This window comes from Aeromicrobium sp. REDSEA-S32_B7 (assembly GCF_001626145.1).
Classification (GTDB): Bacteria; Actinomycetota; Actinomycetes; order Propionibacteriales; family Nocardioidaceae; genus Aeromicrobium; species Aeromicrobium erythreum.
On the sequence record NZ_LUNF01000041.1, the window covers coordinates 1 to 17,192 of the forward strand.

General features: G+C 70.4%; 17 protein-coding genes and 2 pseudogenes. 5 read left to right on the top strand and 14 right to left on the bottom strand.

Annotated elements, in window-relative coordinates; translation table 11 throughout:
- Positions 1-148: 148 nt before the first annotated feature.
- From A6Q79_RS02845 to A6Q79_RS02870, 6 genes are all read right to left on the bottom strand, one after another.
- Positions 149-1,276, bottom strand: coding sequence for an LLM class flavin-dependent oxidoreductase (locus tag A6Q79_RS02845; RefSeq protein WP_286690308.1), 1,128 nt, complete (start codon positions 1,274-1,276; stop codon positions 149-151).
- A gap of 157 nt (positions 1,277-1,433) precedes the next feature.
- Positions 1,434-2,618, bottom strand: a complete 1,185-nt coding sequence (locus tag A6Q79_RS02850) for an acyl-CoA dehydrogenase family protein (RefSeq protein ID WP_317696130.1) — start codon at positions 2,616-2,618, stop codon at positions 1,434-1,436.
- Positions 2,615-3,082: an OsmC family protein gene (locus A6Q79_RS02855; RefSeq protein ID WP_286690306.1), complete on the bottom strand. Its 468-nt coding sequence runs from the start codon at positions 3,080-3,082 to the stop codon at positions 2,615-2,617. The genes A6Q79_RS02850 and A6Q79_RS02855 overlap by 4 nt, the downstream gene beginning before the upstream one ends.
- A gap of 208 nt (positions 3,083-3,290) precedes the next feature.
- Positions 3,291-4,544 carry an acyl-CoA dehydrogenase family protein gene (locus A6Q79_RS02860; RefSeq protein ID WP_286690305.1) on the bottom strand — a complete coding sequence of 418 codons (1,254 nt, stop codon included), beginning with the start codon at positions 4,542-4,544 and terminating at the stop codon, positions 3,291-3,293.
- Between the two features lie 112 nt (positions 4,545-4,656).
- The gene (gene sfnG / locus A6Q79_RS02865; protein ID WP_286690304.1) at positions 4,657-5,793 is read right to left on the bottom strand and encodes a dimethylsulfone monooxygenase SfnG; all 1,137 of its coding nucleotides are present in this window, start codon (positions 5,791-5,793) and stop codon (positions 4,657-4,659) included.
- 115 nt (positions 5,794-5,908) lie between these two features.
- Complete coding sequence (locus A6Q79_RS02870; protein ID WP_083516181.1) at positions 5,909-6,397, bottom strand: flavin reductase family protein; 489 nt, start codon at positions 6,395-6,397, stop codon at positions 5,909-5,911.
- Between the two features lie 168 nt (positions 6,398-6,565).
- On the opposite strand from A6Q79_RS02870, the gene A6Q79_RS02875 reads away from it, so the two are divergent.
- The 4 genes from A6Q79_RS02875 (at position 6,566) to A6Q79_RS02890 (ending at position 10,645) form a co-directional block, all read left to right on the top strand.
- On the top strand, positions 6,566-7,312 hold the full coding sequence (locus A6Q79_RS02875; RefSeq protein WP_067853901.1) for a dienelactone hydrolase family protein: 747 nt from the start codon (positions 6,566-6,568) through the stop codon (positions 7,310-7,312).
- Between the two features lie 203 nt (positions 7,313-7,515).
- Positions 7,516-8,241: a GntR family transcriptional regulator gene (locus tag A6Q79_RS02880; protein WP_286690302.1), complete on the top strand. Its 726-nt coding sequence runs from the start codon at positions 7,516-7,518 to the stop codon at positions 8,239-8,241.
- A gap of 113 nt (positions 8,242-8,354) precedes the next feature.
- Positions 8,355-9,899, top strand: a complete 1,545-nt coding sequence (locus tag A6Q79_RS02885) for an NCS1 family nucleobase:cation symporter-1 (RefSeq protein WP_286690301.1) — start codon at positions 8,355-8,357, stop codon at positions 9,897-9,899.
- A 2-nt stretch (positions 9,900-9,901) separates the two neighbouring features.
- Complete coding sequence (locus A6Q79_RS02890; protein WP_286690300.1) at positions 9,902-10,645, top strand: aspartate/glutamate racemase family protein; 744 nt, start codon at positions 9,902-9,904, stop codon at positions 10,643-10,645.
- On the opposite strand, the gene A6Q79_RS02895 is transcribed toward A6Q79_RS02890, so the two are convergent.
- The 6 genes and pseudogenes from A6Q79_RS02895 to A6Q79_RS02915 all read right to left on the bottom strand — a co-directional run bounded on the left by A6Q79_RS02895 (position 10,626) and on the right by A6Q79_RS02915 (position 15,181).
- Complete coding sequence (locus A6Q79_RS02895) at positions 10,626-11,513, bottom strand: phenylalanine 4-monooxygenase (protein ID WP_286690299.1); 888 nt, start codon at positions 11,511-11,513, stop codon at positions 10,626-10,628. The genes A6Q79_RS02890 and A6Q79_RS02895 overlap by 20 nt on opposite strands.
- 356 nt (positions 11,514-11,869) lie before the next feature.
- A complete protein-coding gene (locus tag A6Q79_RS02900; RefSeq protein ID WP_286690298.1) occupies positions 11,870-13,480 on the bottom strand; it encodes a hypothetical protein in 1,611 nt (536 codons plus the stop codon).
- Positions 13,477-13,605 carry a hypothetical protein gene (locus tag A6Q79_RS02905; RefSeq protein ID WP_286690297.1) on the bottom strand — a complete coding sequence of 43 codons (129 nt, stop codon included), beginning with the start codon at positions 13,603-13,605 and terminating at the stop codon, positions 13,477-13,479. The genes A6Q79_RS02900 and A6Q79_RS02905 overlap by 4 nt, the downstream gene beginning before the upstream one ends.
- The gene (locus tag A6Q79_RS02910; RefSeq protein ID WP_286690296.1) at positions 13,602-13,847 is read right to left on the bottom strand and encodes a hypothetical protein; all 246 of its coding nucleotides are present in this window, start codon (positions 13,845-13,847) and stop codon (positions 13,602-13,604) included. The genes A6Q79_RS02905 and A6Q79_RS02910 overlap by 4 nt, the downstream gene beginning before the upstream one ends.
- 336 nt (positions 13,848-14,183) lie before the next feature.
- Positions 14,184-14,595: pseudogene (locus A6Q79_RS18555) on the bottom strand (DUF664 domain-containing protein); the annotation flags it as partial.
- Positions 14,596-14,815: 220 nt separating this feature from the next.
- Positions 14,816-15,181, bottom strand: coding sequence for a carboxymuconolactone decarboxylase family protein (locus A6Q79_RS02915; protein WP_286690294.1), 366 nt, complete (start codon positions 15,179-15,181; stop codon positions 14,816-14,818).
- A 77-nt stretch (positions 15,182-15,258) separates the two neighbouring features.
- Here A6Q79_RS02915 and A6Q79_RS02920 point away from each other — a divergent pair, with 77 nt between their 5' ends.
- Positions 15,259-15,513, top strand: coding sequence for a metal-sensitive transcriptional regulator (locus tag A6Q79_RS02920; RefSeq protein ID WP_067853923.1), 255 nt, complete (start codon positions 15,259-15,261; stop codon positions 15,511-15,513).
- 3 nt (positions 15,514-15,516) lie between these two features.
- Here A6Q79_RS02920 and A6Q79_RS02925 read toward each other — a convergent pair whose 3' ends face one another.
- Positions 15,517-16,812, bottom strand: coding sequence for a D-arabinono-1,4-lactone oxidase (locus tag A6Q79_RS02925; protein WP_067853926.1), 1,296 nt, complete (start codon positions 16,810-16,812; stop codon positions 15,517-15,519).
- A 13-nt stretch (positions 16,813-16,825) separates the two neighbouring features.
- A pseudogene (locus tag A6Q79_RS02930) lies at positions 16,826-17,192 on the bottom strand (amino acid deaminase/aldolase); the annotation flags it as partial.

Here is a 17,192-nt window from a genome sequence, read left to right on the forward strand (position 1 = left end):
TGCGACGAAGGAGCTGGCGGAGACGTATCGAGACCATTCCAGGCGGTCGCTGGGGGTTGGTTCGCGCTGGGCCGTTGCCGGGTGGTCTCGATACGCGGCACGGCGCTCCTTCGTCGCGCGTACCGCTACTCGACCAGCGGTGAGCTGGTCAGCCGACGAGGCCTCGGGCGGCGAGGATGGGGCGGACGCCCTCGGCGAACCAGTAGGCCTCCTCGACGTGGGGGTAGCCGGACAGGACGAACTCCTCGATGCCGAGGTCGGCGTACTCGCCGATCAGGTCGGCGACCTCGCCGTGGCTGCCGACGAGAGCAGTGCCCGCGCCACTGCGCACCAGACCGACGCCGGCCCAGAGGCCGGGGTGCACCTCGAGGCTGCGCGCGTCGGTCGGGGCGACGCCGCCGTGCAGCTCGCGCATCCGACGCTGGCCCTCCGACTCGCTGCTGGCCAGGGCCTGCTGCGCCTTCGCGACGTCGGCCGGGTCGAGCTCGGTGAGCATCCGGTCGGCGACCGCCCACGCCTCCTCGCTCGTGTCGCGGCTGATCGTGTGCAGGCGGATGCCGAACTTGACCTGTCGACCCTCGTCGTCGGCGAGCTTGCGGATCCAGGCGATCTTCTCCGCGACGGCCTCCGGCGCCTCGCCCCACGTCAGGTAGGTGTCGACCTGGCGGGCGGTCACCGGTCCGGCCGCGGCCGACGAGCCGCCGAGGTAGATGGGCGGGACCGTGCCGGGCTTGCGGGTGCGCGCGTCCTGCACGTCGTAGTAGTCGCCCGTGAAGGTCGAGCCCGCCTCGGTGAACGCCGCCCGGAAGACCTCGAGGAACTCCTCGGCGCGGTGGTAGCGGTCGTCCTTCGTCACCTGGTCGCCGAAGCGCAGCTGCTCCGACGGGTCGCCACCGACGACGACGTTCAGCAGCAGCCGGTCGCCGGAGATGCGCTGGAAGGTCGACGACATCTGGGCGAGCAACGTCGGGCTGATGAGCCCGGGCCGCAGCGCGACCATGAACTTCAGCCGCTGGGTGTGCGCGAGCAGGGCCGACGTCACCACCCACGCGTCCTCGCAGGGCGTGCCCGTCGGCGTGAGCACGCCCTCGAAGCCGAGCCGCTCCGCCGTGCGCGCGACGTCGACGAGGTAGTCGAGGTCGGGCTCGCGGTAGCGGCCGGCGGTGTTCTCCGGTCCTCCGCCGCGGGCGACGTCGGCGGGAAGGGAGTGGCCGCCGCCGACCAGGGAGCGGCTGTCGCCGGTGGTGGGCAGGAACCAGTGGAAGGTCAGGCTCATGCTTCGAGAATGACCCGGCCCCCTCCACCCGGCAGGCGGTCCCACATGCCGGACACCGCCTGCCTCCCCTCCCCGCTGACCGTGACGTTCGCGGGGCAGATCATCGGGATCCGCCCCGCAAACGTCACACTCAGCGGGAAGGGGGAGGGAAAGGGGGTCAGACCTGGGCGCTGCGCGGCGGTGGGGTGCCCGCGACCGCCCAGCGGCCGAGGTGCTGCAGCTTCCAGCGGACGGGGTCGTGCAGCGTGTGGGTGCGGGCGTTGCGCCAGTGCCGGTCGTGGGCGCCGGTCGCCGTGCTGCGGGCGGCGGAGCGGGTGCCGCCCAGCTCGAAGGCCGCCGAGGTGACGTCGAGCGCGGCTCGGTCGGCCAGGCCCTTCGCCGCCGCGGTGGCCAGCGACGCCTCGGTGGCGGCGTCGTCCGACGGCTCGCGCCAGGTGGCGTCGACGGCGCGGGCCGCGACCTCGAGCGCGGCCTCGGCGGCGCGCACCGCCACCTCGAGCTCGCCGTAGCGCTGCACGAGCAGCGGGTCGTCCTCCGGCCGATCGACCCCGGCCTCGAACCACGGTCGCGACGACGTGCGTGTGAAGGCGGCGGCGTCGGTGAGCGCACCGCGTGCGATGCCGACGTCGATCGCGGCGTGCAGCAGCTGCGCGAACGCGCCGTAGCCGTACGGTCCGCTGATCGCGGTCGCCCGTGGTGCGACGTGGTCGAGCGGCACGCGGACCGCGTCGAGACGCACCGTGCCGCTGGCGGTCGTGCGCTGGCCGAGGGCGTCCCAGTCGTCGATCACGCCGACGCCCGGGGTGTCGGCGCGCAGGAACGCGATCCGGTCCTCGCTGTCGCGGTCGCGCGCGAGCACGGCGAGCCAGTCGGCCAGCACGCTGCCCGTGGCGTAGAACTTCTCACCGTCGACCACCGCCCAGCCGTGGTCGTCGAAGCGGACCCTCGTGCTGATGTCGGTGACGGTCGCGCCGCCCCGCTCGGACTGCGCGTTGGCCACGCGGGCGCCCCCGAGGACGTCCGCGAACAGCCGGTCGCGCAGACCGGTCGACCCGGCCAGCTCGGCCAGCCGCAGGTACACGAAGTGGCTCTGCGGCACCTGGGCGACGTTGGGGTCGACCGTGGCCAGCAGGCGCACCAGCTCGGCCGCCTCGGCCGCCCCGCCGCCCGGCCCGCCGTGCGACGTCGGCACCGTGACCGCGAGGACGCCGAGCGACGACAGCAGGTCGAGCTCGGCCCGCGGCAGGGTGCGCTCGCGGTCACGCTCGGCCGCGCCCGCGGCGATGGCGGGAAGGTGCTCGACGACCGACCCGACGAGCTCGGACGGCAGGGTGGCGCTCACGCGGCGAGCGGCTTCCGGGTCCAGCTGGAGCGGAAGTCCAGTCCGCTGCGCTGGAACAGCTGCGTGACGGGGCAGCGACGCTCCAGCTCGCTCACGAAGCGGTCGAACGTGGCCTCGTCGGCGTCGGTCTCGACCGTCGCCACGACGCTGACCGCGCTGAAGTTCGCGTTGCCCTCGGCGCCGCCGACGAAGACCGACGGGTCGAGGTCGCCCTGGGCGTGGAACGTGAACGTGCCGAGCGCGATGTCGAGGTCCTTCGCGACCAGCGTGGCGGTGATCTGGTTGCACGACGTCAGGGCGCCGAGCGTGTACGCCAGCGGGCTCGGCGCGGCGTCGGCGCCGCCGAACGCCGGGTAGGTGTCGGCGTGGAAGACGTGGCCGTCCTCTCCGCCGACGGTCACCTTCTGCGCCACGCCGGTGCCGGTGCTGTCGACGACGAACGGGACGAGGGTGGTGGTGCTCATGGGAGGTCCTCTCGGTGGGTGGACCTCCACGATGCGCCGTGGAGGACCGCCGTGGGGGGCGTGTCGGTGGTCGGGCAGGTCTGCAGGGTGCCGCGAGTCGTGCTAGCCGGCTCCGGTTCCCGAGGAGGTGTGAAGAGGGCGGGCAGCCGGTGCGTGACCGGCCACCCGCCCTCGGCTCATCGGCCGCCGACGTGCTGCGTCGGGCGGTTCACGTGTACCAGCTGGGCTCGGGGATCTTGCCGAGCAGCGCGTACTCGCCGACCTCGCGACGCTTGTAGGCGACGGGGTCGTGGAGGGTGTGGGTGCGGGCGTTGCGCCAGTACAGGTCGAGCCCGACCTTGTTGCTCGACGCCCGCGCGCCCGTCAGCTCGTAGATCTTCGTGCCGACCTCGAGGGCGATGTCGGTGGCGAGCTGCTTGACGGCCGCCACCCGCACGGCGACCTTGCCGCGCGCCTCGGGCGTCAGGTCCTCGCGGGGGGCGTGGAGCAGCGCCGAGATCTCGCGGCCGACGTCGTCGGCGAGCGCCTCGGCCGCCCACAGCTGCGACTGCAGCCGTCCATACCCCTCGAGGATGTACCACTCCTCGGACGCACTGGCCTTGTCGTCGCCGCCGTAGGGCCAGGGTCGCGTGGTGGAGCGGGTGTAGGCGGTACCGGCCTTCAGACCGCCGCGGGCGATGCCGAGGTAGAAGTTGCTGAAGACGAGCTGGATCGTCGGCAGGTTGAGCGTGCCGTAGACGAGCTCCACCTGCTCCTTGTCGACGTAGCCGGCCGCGGCCGACCACGGCACGCGCACGTCGGTGATGGTGACGCCGCCGGACTCGGTGAGCCGCTGACCGAGGTTGTCCCAGTCGTCGTGGAACACGATGCCGGGCTGCTGGCTCGGGACGATGGCGAAGATGTGCTTGTCGGTGCCCTCCAGCACGCCCTCGAGGACGGTGAGGTCGCTGACCTTCGAGCCGGTGGAGAACGACTTGCGACCGGTGAAGACGATCTCGTCGCCCTCGTCGCGGATGGTGAGGTCGTTGTCGCGGGGGTTGACCGCGCCGCCGAAGAACAGGTTGCCGGTCGTGTACAGCTCCTCGACGGCGGTGATCTGCTCGGGCGTGCCGACCAGGCGCACGGCCCAGGCCCACAGGTAGTGGTAGGCGAGGAGCTGGCCGATCGAGCCGTCGCCGGACGCGACCTCGCGCACGACCTGGTAGGCCAGGTCCCAGGTCTGGCCGGCGCCGCCGTGCTCGACGGGACCGAGCAGGGTGACGAGGCCGGCGTCCTTGAGCAGCTGGACCTCGGCGGTGGGCACGGCCTGGGCGCGGTCGCGCTCGACGGCGTCGGCGGCCAGGATGCCGGCGACGTCGGAGGCGCGCTCGAGCCAGCCGGCGGGGGTGGACGGTCGGGGCTCGTCGGCCCAGGGGGACGACTGGACGGCGTCCCGGACGGTCAGGTGGTCGGTGATGGACATAGGGTTGCTCCGTTCCTTGCGCTAGTGGGGAATGCCGCCCGCCGGGGTCTCGCCACCCCGGCGGGCACTCCCGACGCGCGCCCCGGGTGGGCGCTGTCGGGGGGATCTGGTGTCAGGCGGTCGTCAGGGCGTCCTCGCCGAGCTGGCCGGACTCGACCGCCTGCGTCTCGAGCTCGCGGACGATCGGCAGCACCTTCTCGCCGAAGTACGCGATGTCCTCGAGGTAGTGCAGGAAGCCGAGCAGGAAGAGGTCGACGCCGCGCTTCTTGAACTCGACGATGCGGGTGGCCACCTGCTCGGGCGTGCCGATGAGGCCGGTGCGGAACCCGTCGTTGTACTGGACGAGGTCGCGGAAGGTCGAGTCCGCCCACATGCCCTTGCCGTCGCCGGTGCTGCTGCCGGCCTGCTGGACGGCCTGGCGGAAGCCCTCGACGGCCTCGGGGTTGGCCTTGGCGATGATCTCCTCGAGCACGTCGCGCGCCTCGGACTCGGTGTCGCGGGCGACGACGAAGCCGTTGAGGCCGAAGCGCACCTGGCCCTCGCGGCCCACGAGCGCCGCGTTCTGGTTGACCTCGAGGTACTGCTCGGTGAAGCCGTCGAGGTCCTTGCCGTTGGAGAAGTACCAGTCGGCGACGGTGCCGCCGTTGCGGCGGGCCGCGGTGGAGTTGCCGCCCTGGAAGATCTCGGGGTGCGGGCGCCCGGGCACGTCGACCGGTCCGGGCTTCAGCGTGAAGTCGTGGATGCGGTAGAAGTCGCCGCGGTGCTCGAAGCCCTCCTCGGTCCAGAGGCCGCGGAGCACGCGGATGAACTCCTCGCTGCGGCGGTAGCGCTCGTCGTGCTCGAGCCACGGCTCGCCGAGGCCCGTGAACTCGTCCTTGAACCAGCCCGACACGACGTTGACGGCGGCGCGGCCCCCGGAGATGTGGTCGGCGGTGATGATCCACTTCGCGAGCACGGCCGGGTGCCAGAGGCCGGGGTGGACGGCGGCGATGACCTTCAGCTTCTCGGTCTGGGTGAGCAGGCCGAGGCTGAAGCTCGTCGACTCGTGCTGCTGGTCGGCGCCGTAGGAGGCGGTGTAGCGGACCTGGCTGAGCGCGTACTCGAAGCCGACCTGCTCGGCGAGCTGCGCGACCTTCACGTTGAAGTCGTAGCTCCAGTCGGTGCGCTGCTCGATGGTGCTGGTGACGAGTCCGCCGGAGACGTTGGGGACCCAGTAGGCGAACTTGAGGGGATCGGTGCTGATGGGCATGACGATGCAGCCCCTTCCTGGTGTGGGAGTGACGGAGTCAGGAGGTGGACGGTGTGGGTGGAGGTGTCAGGTGGTCGTCAGGCGCGACATCGGCGGGCGACGCGTGACGTGGTCATCAGAACGCCTGGTGGGTGCCGAAGCTGCGCTGCCAGTAGACGAGCGGGCGCTGGGTGCCCGTCTCGGCGCGCACGACCGTGCCCAGCACGAGGACGTGGTCGCCGGCCGGCACGGTGCTGGTGACGTCGGCGAGGACCCACGCGTGCACGTCGTCGAGGCGAGGTGCGCCGTCGTCGCTCCAGCCGAGGTCGGCGAAGCGGTCGTGGAGCTTGGTGGAGAAGCGCAGCGCCACCTGGTCCTGGTGGGCGGCAAGCACGTTGATGCCGAACCGGCCGCCGCGCTGCAGACGGGCGAGCAGGCTCGAGGTGCGTGCCAGCGAGATGGCGACCATCGGCGGGTCCATCGAGAGCGACATGACACCGCTCAGGGTCGTGCCGTGCGGTCGGCCGCCGTCGGACGTGGTCACCACCGTCAGTCCGGTGGCGAAGTTCGCCATGGCGCCGCGCAGCGCGGCCTCGAGGGTGGTGTCGTCGACGGACACGGCCATCTGGTCCTCCCGATCGGTGGTGGTGATGAGTCCACGGTGGACCCCAGGGCGTCCTTTGCGGGGCCTGCTCACGACGTGGGACGACCAGCGCGCGGAAGTCTGCCCGTGGTAGGACGGACCACCGCTCGACGACCGGCGCCGCCTGCGGGGTCGGGCTAGCGTGACGGCATGGCTGAGCTGACGATCGACGGTCCCGACGGCCCCATCGAGGCATGGGTGGCGACGCCCCCGGACGGGGGACCCGCCCCGGGCGTCCTCCTCGTGATGGACGCGATCGGGCTGCGCCCGCAGATCCGCGCGATGGCCGACCGGTTCGCGTCGTGGGGCTACGTGGTGCTCGCGCCGAACGTCTTCCACCGCTCGGGGACCGCTGCCGAGACGTCGCCGACCACCGACCTGCGCGAGCCCGGTGCGCGGGAGGCGTTCTTCGAGTCGGTCGGTCCGCGGATGGCTGCCCTGACGCCCGAGCTGTCGCGGCAGGACACGGCCCTGTACCTCGACGTGCTGCAGGGGCGCGACGACGTCGCCGACGGGCCCGTGGGCGTGGTCGGCTACTGCATGGGCGTGCGGGTCGCGCTGCGCGCGGCGGGCGACCACCCGGGGCGCGTGGTCGCGGTGGGCGGGTTCCACGGGGGCGGCCTCGTGACCGACCAGCCCGACAGCCCGCACCTCGGCCTGACGACGGCGACCGCGCGGGTGCTGCTGCGCCACGCCGACGGCGACGCGTCGATGCCGCCGGAGCACCAGCAGGTGATCGCGGAGACGGCCGCCGAGCATGGCGTCGCGCTCGACCAGGGCGTCTACCCGGGCGCACCGCACGGCTACTCGATGGCCGACACGTCGATGTACGACGAGCAGGCCGCCGAGCGGCACGCGACCGAGCTGCGCGAGCTGCTCGACTCCACCCTCCGCTGACCCCCTTCCCGCCCACTCTTTCCGCCCACCCTCCCCGCTGAGCGTGACGTCTGCGGGCCATCCCGGCCCCGAACAGCCCGCGAACGTCACGCTCAGCGGGGGGAGGGGAGGGATGGTCGCGGACGTAACGTCCGCGACATCGGCGCGCACTAGCGTCTGCCCCGACGTCGGCGGTGCCGGCGCACCGACGGAGGAGGTTCGACGTGGCACGCCCGTTCACCGGTGGACCCCGTCGTCGCTCGGCGTTCACGGCGCGGCTCGAGAACACGTCGGTCGAGGGGGCGCAGCCGCGCGTCCTCGACGACATGCGCGCCGCGATCCTGGCCGGTGTCGAGCCGCCCGGCACGCTGATCCCGATCGACGCGGTCGCGGCGTTCTTCGGCGTCAGCCAGATCCCCGTGCGCGAGGCACTCAAGATCCTCCTGGGCGAGGGGCTCGTCGAGCACGTGCCGCACGTCGGCTACAGCGTCGCGAAGCTCAGCTACCGGGAGTTCCGCGAGCTGTACGAGGTGCGGCTCGCGCTCGAGAAGGCCGCGCTGGTCGCCGCCGTCGACCGGGCCGGACCCGACGACGTCGAGGCGGCCCGGGCAGCGCTGCTGGAGACGAGCACCGCGCTCGACGCCGGCGACGACCGCGGCTACCACGAGGCGACGCGCCGGTTCCACCTCAGCCTGATCGCGCCGTCGGGCATGCAGCGTCTGCTGCGGATGTACGAGTCGGCGTGGAACCTGACCGAGCCGGTGCGACCCATGACGCACGTCGGGCCCGCGCAGCGCTCGGCGTTCGCGCACGACCACGACGCGATGCTCGAGGCGTTCGAGTCCCGTGACGCCACCGCCCTCGTCGCGCTCTCGGTGGAGCACTACGACCACCTCCTCGACGGCATCGAGGTGCTGAGCGACGACCACGACGTCTTCCGCGAGGCCTGAGCGCCGCGTCCTATAGGACTCCCGTGACGCAAGGTTCACCCGCGGAGTCGAGGGGTCGAAACACCGCGTTCCTAACGTCGGGTGCAGTCCGAGCCCGACGAGGAGACACCCCCATGCCACAGCCCCACGGCGCCCTGCCGAACGACATCGTGGAAGCCGCCGGCTACCCACCCGGAGCCGGTCGACCGCGCCGCGCGTACGACCCTCGCCTCACGAACGAGGACCTCGCTCCGCTGGAGAAGCAGACCTGGACGTCGTACAACATCTTCGCCTTCTGGATGTCCGACGTGCACAGCGTCGGCGGCTACGTGACGGCCGGCAGCCTGTTCATGCTCGGCCTGACGACGTGGCAGGTGTTCGTGGCGCTCATCGTCGGCATCTGCATCGTGCAGGTGCTCGCGAACCTGGTCGCGAAGCCCAGCCAGATCGCCGGCGTGCCCTACCCGGTGATCAGCCGCGCCTCGTTCGGCGTGCTGGGCGCGAACATCCCCGCGATCATCCGCGGACTCATCGCGGTGGCCTGGTACGGCGTGCAGACGTTCCTGGCGGCCGGGTCGCTGTCGATCGTGCTGCTGAAGGTGTGGCCCGGGCTCGCGAACATCGCGACCGACGACACGTCGTTCCTCGGCCTGAGCTACCTCGGCTACATCTCCTTCGCGATCCTGTGGGTGGCCCAGGCCGCCGTGTTCTGGCGGGGCATGGAGTCGATCCGCAAGTTCATCGACTTCTGCGGCCCGGCCGTCTACGTCGTCATGGTCGTGCTGTGCGGCTACATGCTGTGGCGGGCCGGCTTCGACATCGACCTGAACCTCGCCGACCACGCCGTGTCCGGCTGGGCCGCCGTCGGGGCGATGTGCTCGGCGATCGCGCTCGTCGTGTCCTATTTCTCCGGACCGACGCTGAACTTCGGCGACTTCTCGCGCTACGGCAGCAGTTACGAGGCCGTGAAGCGCGGCAACTTCCTCGGCCTGCCGGTGAACTTCACGTTCTTCGCGCTGCTGGTGGTGCTGACCGCCGCCGCGACGGTGCCCGTGTTCGGCGAGCTGATCACCGACCCGGTGCACACGGTCGAGCGCATCGACACCTGGACCGCGGTGCTGCTCGGCGGGCTGACGTTCGTGATCGCGACGGTCGGCATCAACATCGTCGCGAACTTCATCTCCCCGGCGTTCGACTTCTCCAACGTCGCGCCGCAGCGGATCAGCTGGCGGATGGGCGGCATGATCGCCGCGGCCGGCTCGGTGCTGCTGACGCCGTGGAACTGGTACGACAACCCCGAGGCGATCTTCTGGACGCTGGGCATGCTGGGCGCCCTGATCGGCCCGCTCTACGGCATCCTCATCGCCGACTACTACGTGGTGCGCCAGCAGAAGATCGTGGTCGACGACCTGTTCACGATGGAGGAGGACGGCGCGTACCACTACGTCCGCGGCTACAACCCGGCCGCCGTGCAGACGGTGGTGGTGACCGGTGTCGTCGCCGTGCTGAGCGTCGTGGTCCCGAAGCTGTCGGGCGTGCTGCCCGCGCTTCCCGACTACTCGTTCTTCGTCGGCGCGATCCTTTCCGCAGCGCTCTACGTGGTGCTGGCTCGCCGGCAGGGGATCGGGCCGAGCACGAGCGCGGCGGAGTCGACGCCGATCGGTGCGGGGGCCGCCTGAGCATGCACATCCGTGTCATCAACCCGAACACCACCGCGTCGATGACCACGGCGATCGGGGCCTGCGCCAGTGCCGTCGCAGGCCCCGACGTCGTCGTGGAGGCGGTCAGCCCGGTCTTCGGCCCGGAGTCGATCGAGTCGCACGTGGACGAGGCGTTGGCCGTGCCGGGTGTGCTGGCCCGGGTGGCCGAGGGCGAGGAGGCCGGCGTCGACGGCTACGTCGTCGCCTGCTTCGGCGACCCGGGCGTGCAGGCGGCGCGCGAGCTGGCGCGAGGGCCGGTGGTCGGGATCGCCGAGGCCGGGATGCGCGCCGCGACCTACCTCGGGCGTCGGTTCAGCGTCGTGACCACGCTGCAGCGCACGGTGCCGGGCATCGAGGCGCTCACCAGGTCGTACGGCCTCGCCAACCACTGCGGCGGGGTGCACGCCACCGAGATCGGCGTGGTCGACCTCGAGCGCGACCCGCACGCCCGCGAGCGCACGCTCGAGCTCGCCCGCGTCGCCCTGACGGCCGACGGGTCGGACGTGCTGGTCCTCGGCTGTGCCGGGATGACGGACTTCGCGGCGTGGCTCGGCGACGAGCTGGGCGTCCCGGTCGTCGACGGGGTCGCCGCCGCCACGACCACCGTGGTCGGGCTGGTGGCGATGGGCCTCGGCACGAGCAAGGCGGGCGAGTTCGCAGCGCCCCGCGCGAAGCGGGTGAGCGGATCGTGGGCCGACGTCGACCTCAGGCTGCCTGCGCCCTGAGCGCGGCGACGGTGTCGTCGGTGCAGGTGTCCCAGAACCCGCCGACGGCGTCCTCGACGTGCGCGAAGGAGTCGGCGGCGAAGAGTCGGTCCTGGTAGTGGGTGATGTCGTAGTCGGTGGTGCCCATGGTGACGACGTCGAGCGGCTCGATGGTCATGGCACGGAACTCCTCGATCTCGCCGGGGCTCGACAGGATGCCCGCGCCGTAGGCCTTGAGTCCGTCGGGCTCGTGCACGACGCCGAACTCGAGGGTGAACCAGAAGACGCGGCTGACGAACTCGAGCGCCTCGGTGGTCTCGACGCGGCGCGCGGCCCTGCCGGCGGCCTCGTAGAGGCGGGTGAAGCGGCGGTCGGCGAGCGTGTTGCCGTGGCCGACGACCTCGTGGAGCACGTCGGGCTCGGGCGTGTAGAGGGGCACGGAGTGGTGGCGCACGTACTGGGTGGCCCAGAAGCCGTGGTCGGCGAGCGCGCCGTAGAACTCGCGCAGCGGGACGAGGCCGGCGGCGGGCCGGTAGCGGAACCCGGTGAGCGGCTCGAGCCGGTCCGACAGATCCTCCAGCTGCGGCACGCGGTCGAGGGGGAGGTCGAGCGCGGCCTTGCCGTCGAGGAACTCGCGGCAGGCGTACGTCTCGTGCTTGGTCTGCAGGTCCTCGCTGACGACGCGCCAGACCTCGTGCTCCGCGTCGGTGTACGGCGCCTCGGGTGCGGGCTCGCCCGGCTCCCACCGGTGCGCGAGGGTGGCGAGCAGGTCGCGTCGCGCGCGGTACTCGGGGTCGTGCAGACCGGGGTGGTCGGCGCCCAGCTCGACGGTGACGGCACCGTCGGCCGTCGTCGTGACGGGGGCGTAGGACTGGCCTTCCTCGAACACGGGTCCTCCTGTCCGCGGCCGACCGGGTGGGGTCGCCCGCCGTGGGTGGGGTCGCGCCGGGTGGGGCGCGGCGTCGACCGGGGTGTGGTGTGTTGCCGGTCACATCCATCCAACCACGCACCGAAGAGCTGCGAACGGCGTGTGTCGTGTTCCGCCCATGCCGACCCGTTGCGTGAGCTGGCAAGACTTGGGAACCACTGCGCGGCCCCCAGCCTGAGCAGACGGGTATTGACCCCGCCCCCTATGTAGACGGGCAGCTCCTGGATCTCTACGTCTTCCCACGGAGCATGGGCAAAGGCTCAGGCGTGGGACGCCTGTCCCAGCGCATGCCGCAAGCACAGTGGAACTGAGAGAGCTCAACTGGCCCGCGTGTATTTGCGAAGCGCGAGCACACCGACGATAAGCGGTACAGCAACAATCGCTCGGACCAAGTACACCCAGGCGCTGTCACTGGCCGTGGACCCGGTGCGAAGCAACGACCCAATGGGGCTCACCGCGTCCGACGACCACGCGTTCAAGAAGTTGCCGATGCCTTCGTGATCGAGCTGGAAACCTTGATTGATGCCCAGGACAGCAGTGAGAAGCAGCGACGCGGCGAGCCACGTGAGGAACGCCGGTCCGGGACGTTCGCCGTACCCGAGAAGCCTGTAACCCCAAAGCGCCGTCTGCTCCCAGAAGCCGGCGGTGACCTGGTGCCGGAGTCGCTGAGCGCACCAGCCCACTTTCGTGCTCGCGGATCCCGAAGCGCCCTTGTCGCGCACGATCTCTGCGTAGCGGCGCATGAGATCGGCGTCGTACACCAGAGCCAGCCGATCGTCTCGATTGACAGGGGGGCGTGTTCTGAGCGTCCACCGGAGTTCCCAGCCAGGAAGGTTTCTAGTATCCGGTTCGACCCGGCGTGCATGCGCTGTCGGGTTCAGACTATTGAAACCGCTAGGACCGCGTTCGAAACGGATATTCTCGAGTTGGGCTCCTAGTAAGGGTTGGTCGATCTCTCTGAGGGGCATCACGCCCGTGACGAGGAAGCCGTGGTCAGGATCCCCCAGAAGCGTGCCTCCGCTCAGATTTCCTAGTGTCACCTCGCCTTTCAGTCCTGCTACAACCGCTTTCTCGTCTGTGAGCTCGAGCCGTGCTTCATCTTCAAAGTGAAGATTCTCGCCGCGGCTGCTCACGGAGAGTGCTATCCCCTGCCCCTGAACCCGTACGAGCGATGCTGTGCCGACGACAAGATGCGCTGTTCCCTCTATCGAAAGACTGTTGCATGTCTGAATGCGAACAGACTTGAGTGTTTGAGCTTTGGCTTCCAGCGGTCTCACGACAAGGGTGCTGCTCATGTTCGTCTCGCGTGCGTGACCAACGAGAGTTTCGATGCTGGTGACGTCGCCGACCGCGAGATGCGACGCACCAGCTGCGACGGACAGTGTTCCCACGTGCGCTCCGTCTAGTTCAAGGCTCTGGCCGCTGAGTCGAACAGAGGCGAACTTCCCACTGAGGCGGCAACCTTGCTCGATGCCCGAACCGTGAATGTCAACATCAAAAACTGGGGATTCGCGCTGGGCTCGGATTCTGCTGTTCCGCAGCCCGATCTTCGCGGATTCGCTAAAACATGCAACAGTGAGCCCGTCTGTGTCCTTGATGAGGAGCGATCCTCGAACGGTGGAATCGACCACAAGCCCCCATAACGCGGTTCTCGCAGCGCGCGATGCCTTAAATTCGATCTTGGCCTCAGTGTGAAGTTCCGACATGATTACCGCTTCAATGAAACGTGCCTCGATAGCGACAGGACTCTCAGATTCCCTTGTTGGAGAGATAGCGCTGAGATTCAGAGTCATGTGACTATCGCGTCGGTGGGCCTCGGAGATGTGGATGAAGGGCGAACCGTCCTCCTCGGCGTCGAGACCGAAACGGGCCCAGCGGTTGGCGTTTCGGAGTTCGTCGAGAAGAGAGTTGAGGCGTTCTTCAGTCATCTGAACGTCCTTGCTTCGCCGATACCGAAACTGGTGGCGCCGCCGAACGCCTCGCCGAAGGCGTCCTCCAGGGCGGCGTAAGCTGCGTCTTCGCCCGTGAGGGTGGCGTCCAGTGTGCGGTTCATGGGACGCGGCTGATGTCGACGGCGGTGGAGCGGGTCCCGTCGTTCCGGAGGTCTGCTGAAATGGCGACCTCGCCGTAGACCACCATCGTGGTGCCTCTGTTGCGCCGACGTGCCTCGCGGCGTGTGCTGAGCTGAACGCGCTTGCCGGCGGCGGTGTCCGCCCACGCCTGGTAGCTGCTGGCGAGGGCGTCGGCGGCTGCGGCCCTCGTGTTCGGTCCTCCGCGGTTCGTGGAGCCGTGCATGGCGCGCACGATACCAGCGGGACTGGTGTTGTCCCGCGGCTTGCGAAGCGCAGCCCATACGGCCCGCAGGAACTCTGCGCTCGCTAGGATTTAGCCCTTCCCTATCCGTTCGAGGTGGTCGAGGACGTCCCCTACAACAGTGGCGGCCAGGGCGAGATTCGTGCCGAACGTGTGGGCGTCGGGGCGGTCGTGAAAGAGCAACTTCGTTCTCCCGTCGAGGGTGCACGGGTCGGCGCGTCGCTGAAGAGACGACCCTGTCCGCTACTCCCCGACACTCCCGTCGAGCGCCTGGCGCAGGAGGTCGGCGTGGCCGTTGTGGCGGCAGTACTCCTCGACCATGTGGACGACGATCCAGCGCAGCGAGACCGGCTCGCCGGTGCGGCGGGGCGACCGCCGACTCCCACAGGTCGCGGAGGTCGGCGGGCTCGTCGTCGACGGCCGAGTGCCAGTCCCAGTCGGGGTCGTCGGCCCAGGGCGCGTCGTCCCACGGGGCGGTGGGTTCCGCGCCGGAGAGGACCACGCCGAACCACCAGTCCTCGACGTAGGCCAGGTGCTTGGTCATGCCGCCGAGCGTCATCGTCGACGGGGGGAGCGGGGTGTGCAGCTGGGCGTGGTCGAGGCCGTTCGTCTTCAGCGCGAACGTGCGCCGGTGGAAGTCGAGGAACCCGCGCAGCGTGTCGACCTCGCTGCCGGCCAACGGCGGCTCGGTGCGGCCGTGCTCGTCCGTCGTCATGCCCCACCCCAGCACGACGTCACGTGAAGGGGCAAGCCCGACCTCACCGTCGGAGAAGGCGTCGTAGCAACCCGGCGGGTCGGTCGGTCTCCGACGGGACCTCGTGGCCGGCGCACCACTGGTCGGCGGGGACCATGGCGCGCACCTGCGCCACGTGCTGGCCGCAGCCCGCCCAGGTGGTCTTCGAGCAAGTGGAGCAGGTGACAGGACGACACATCGGGGGTTCTCCTTCGGATCAGACGGCGGGGTCGGTGCTGGCGTCGTCGGGCGCGAACTCGCAGAACGCGGCATACGCGCGAGGGCCGTGGATCGTGGCGGGTCCGCCGTGCATGAGGAACGTGACGCCGATGGCCTCGGCGGCTTGCTGGCGAGTGGCGCCGGCACGTGCAGCCGCCTGGGCGTGGGAGGCGATGCAACCGTCGCAGCCCTCGACCACGCCGATCGCGAGAGCGATGAGCTCCTTGGTGCGGACGTCGAGCGCTCCCTCGGTGAACGCCGCGCGGTGCAGCTCACCGAAGCCCGCGTAGATGTCGGGAACGGCGCGCTTCAGGGCGCGGTGCAGTGGCGAGAGCTCGTCGAGCACGGTCTTTCCGTGGGACATGTCAAACCTCCTCATCTCATCCCCCCTGGGGGATACGGAAACCGTAGCATATCCCCCTGGGGGGTTATGCTGTCCACATGCATCTCAAGCCCGAGGAGACCAAGGCCGTCGCTCTGCGCATGAAGCGCGCGCACGGCCATCTGGCCAGCGTCATCCGCATGCTGGAGGAGGGCGCTGAGTGCGAGGACGTCGTCACGCAGCTGGCTGCGGTCAGCAAGGCCATCAGTCGCAGCGGGTTCGCTCTCGTGAGCACCGGCATGCAGAAGTGCGTCACCGAGGGCGAGGACGTGGACGTCGCCCGGCTCGAGAAGGTCTTCCTGTCGCTTGCCTGAGCCTCAGCCGAGCACGCGGTCGAGGTAGGGGTTGCTGAACACGCGCTGCGGGTCGAGCTCGTCGCGCACCGCCACGAAGTCGTCGAACCGGCTGTACCGCTGGCGGAGGTAGTCGGCGTCGAGCGTGTGCATCTTGCCCCAGTGCGGGCGACCCTCGTGGGCCGTGAACACGTCCTGCGCGGCGCGGAAGTACGCGGTCGGGTCGAGCCGGTGGTACTGGTGCACGGCCACGTAGCAGTTGTCGCGCTCGTGACCGGTCGACATCCACACGTCGTCGGCCGCGGTGAAGCGCACCTCGATCGGGAACGCGACCGTCTCGTGACCTGCCGCGAACCAGCGCTGCAGCCCGGCGATCACGTCGTGCAGCGCACCCCGAGGCACGGCGAACTCCGACTCGCAGAACCGCACCCGGCGCGGCGACACGAACACCTCGTGGGACTGGTCCACGTACTCGCGCGCCGAGAGCGCCGAGCCGCTCACCTGGTTCACGCGCGGCACCGCCGACCGGAAGCGAGCGCCCACCCGGTTGACGACCTCGAACAGTCCGTTGCTCAGCAGCTCGTCGTCGACGAGGTGCCGCAGCCGGCCGACCGGCGCGCGCTCCGTCCCCTCCGGCACGCGGTTGTTGCGCTTGACCAGCGCCTTCTCCGTGTGCGGGAACCAGTAGAACTCGAAGTGGTCGTTCTCCTCGACCAGCTCGGGCAGCCGCTCCAGCACCTCCGGCAGCCGTATCGGCTCCTCCCGGGCGTGCAGCAGGAAGGCCGGCACGCACTGCAGCGTCAGCTCCGTGACGACCCCGAGCGCACCGAGCCCCACCCGGGCGGCCCCGAACCAGGGGTGCGTCTCGTCGATCTCGACGACGTCGCCGTCGGCGGTCACCAGCTGCACGCCGACGACGGCCGCCGCGATGCCCTGCAGCCTCGCGCCGGTCCCGTGCGTGCCGGTGGACACCGCACCCGCGACGGACTGCGGGTCGACGTCGCCCAGGTTCGGCAGCGCCAGGCCGAGCGACTGCAGCAGCGGGTTCAGCCGGTGCAGCGACATTCCCGCCTGCACGCGCACGCGCCTCGTCGCCGCGTCGTGCCAGACGAGCGTGTCCATGCGGTCGAGGCGCAGCAGCACGCCCTCGGTGGCCGCGATCGGCGTGAACGAGTGACCGGCGCCGTAGGCCTTGACCGGCAGGCCTTCGGCCCGGGCCGCGTGCACGGCCTCGACCACCTCGGCCGTCGACGTCGGGTGCAGCACCCGCCGCGGGTGCGAGCGCACGTTGCCCGCCCAGTTGCGCCAGAGCACGCTCATCGCGTCGTCCTCGTCATCCGAAGTTCTTCCCCTCGCCTCGGTAGGTCGGCACGGTCTCGGCGCGGCCGGCGTCGTCGACGAGCGTCACGGTGTCGAACCGCTCGCACATCTCGCCGGCCTTCGCGTGCCGGAACACGACGCGCTCGCCGATGCGCAGGTGCCGGGCGGCCTTGCCGCGCACGGGCGTCTGCACCTCGCCCACGCCCTCGGTGCCGACCAGCGACAGACCCTCCGGCCAGACCGGCGTGGGCATGCGGTTGGCCTGCGCGGGCCCCGACGCGGTGTACCCGCCGGCGAAGCAGGTGGCCACGTCCTTGGCCGGTCGACGCACGACGTCGAGGACGATGTATGCGGCGGGTCGCGCCTCGAAGGCGTCGTAG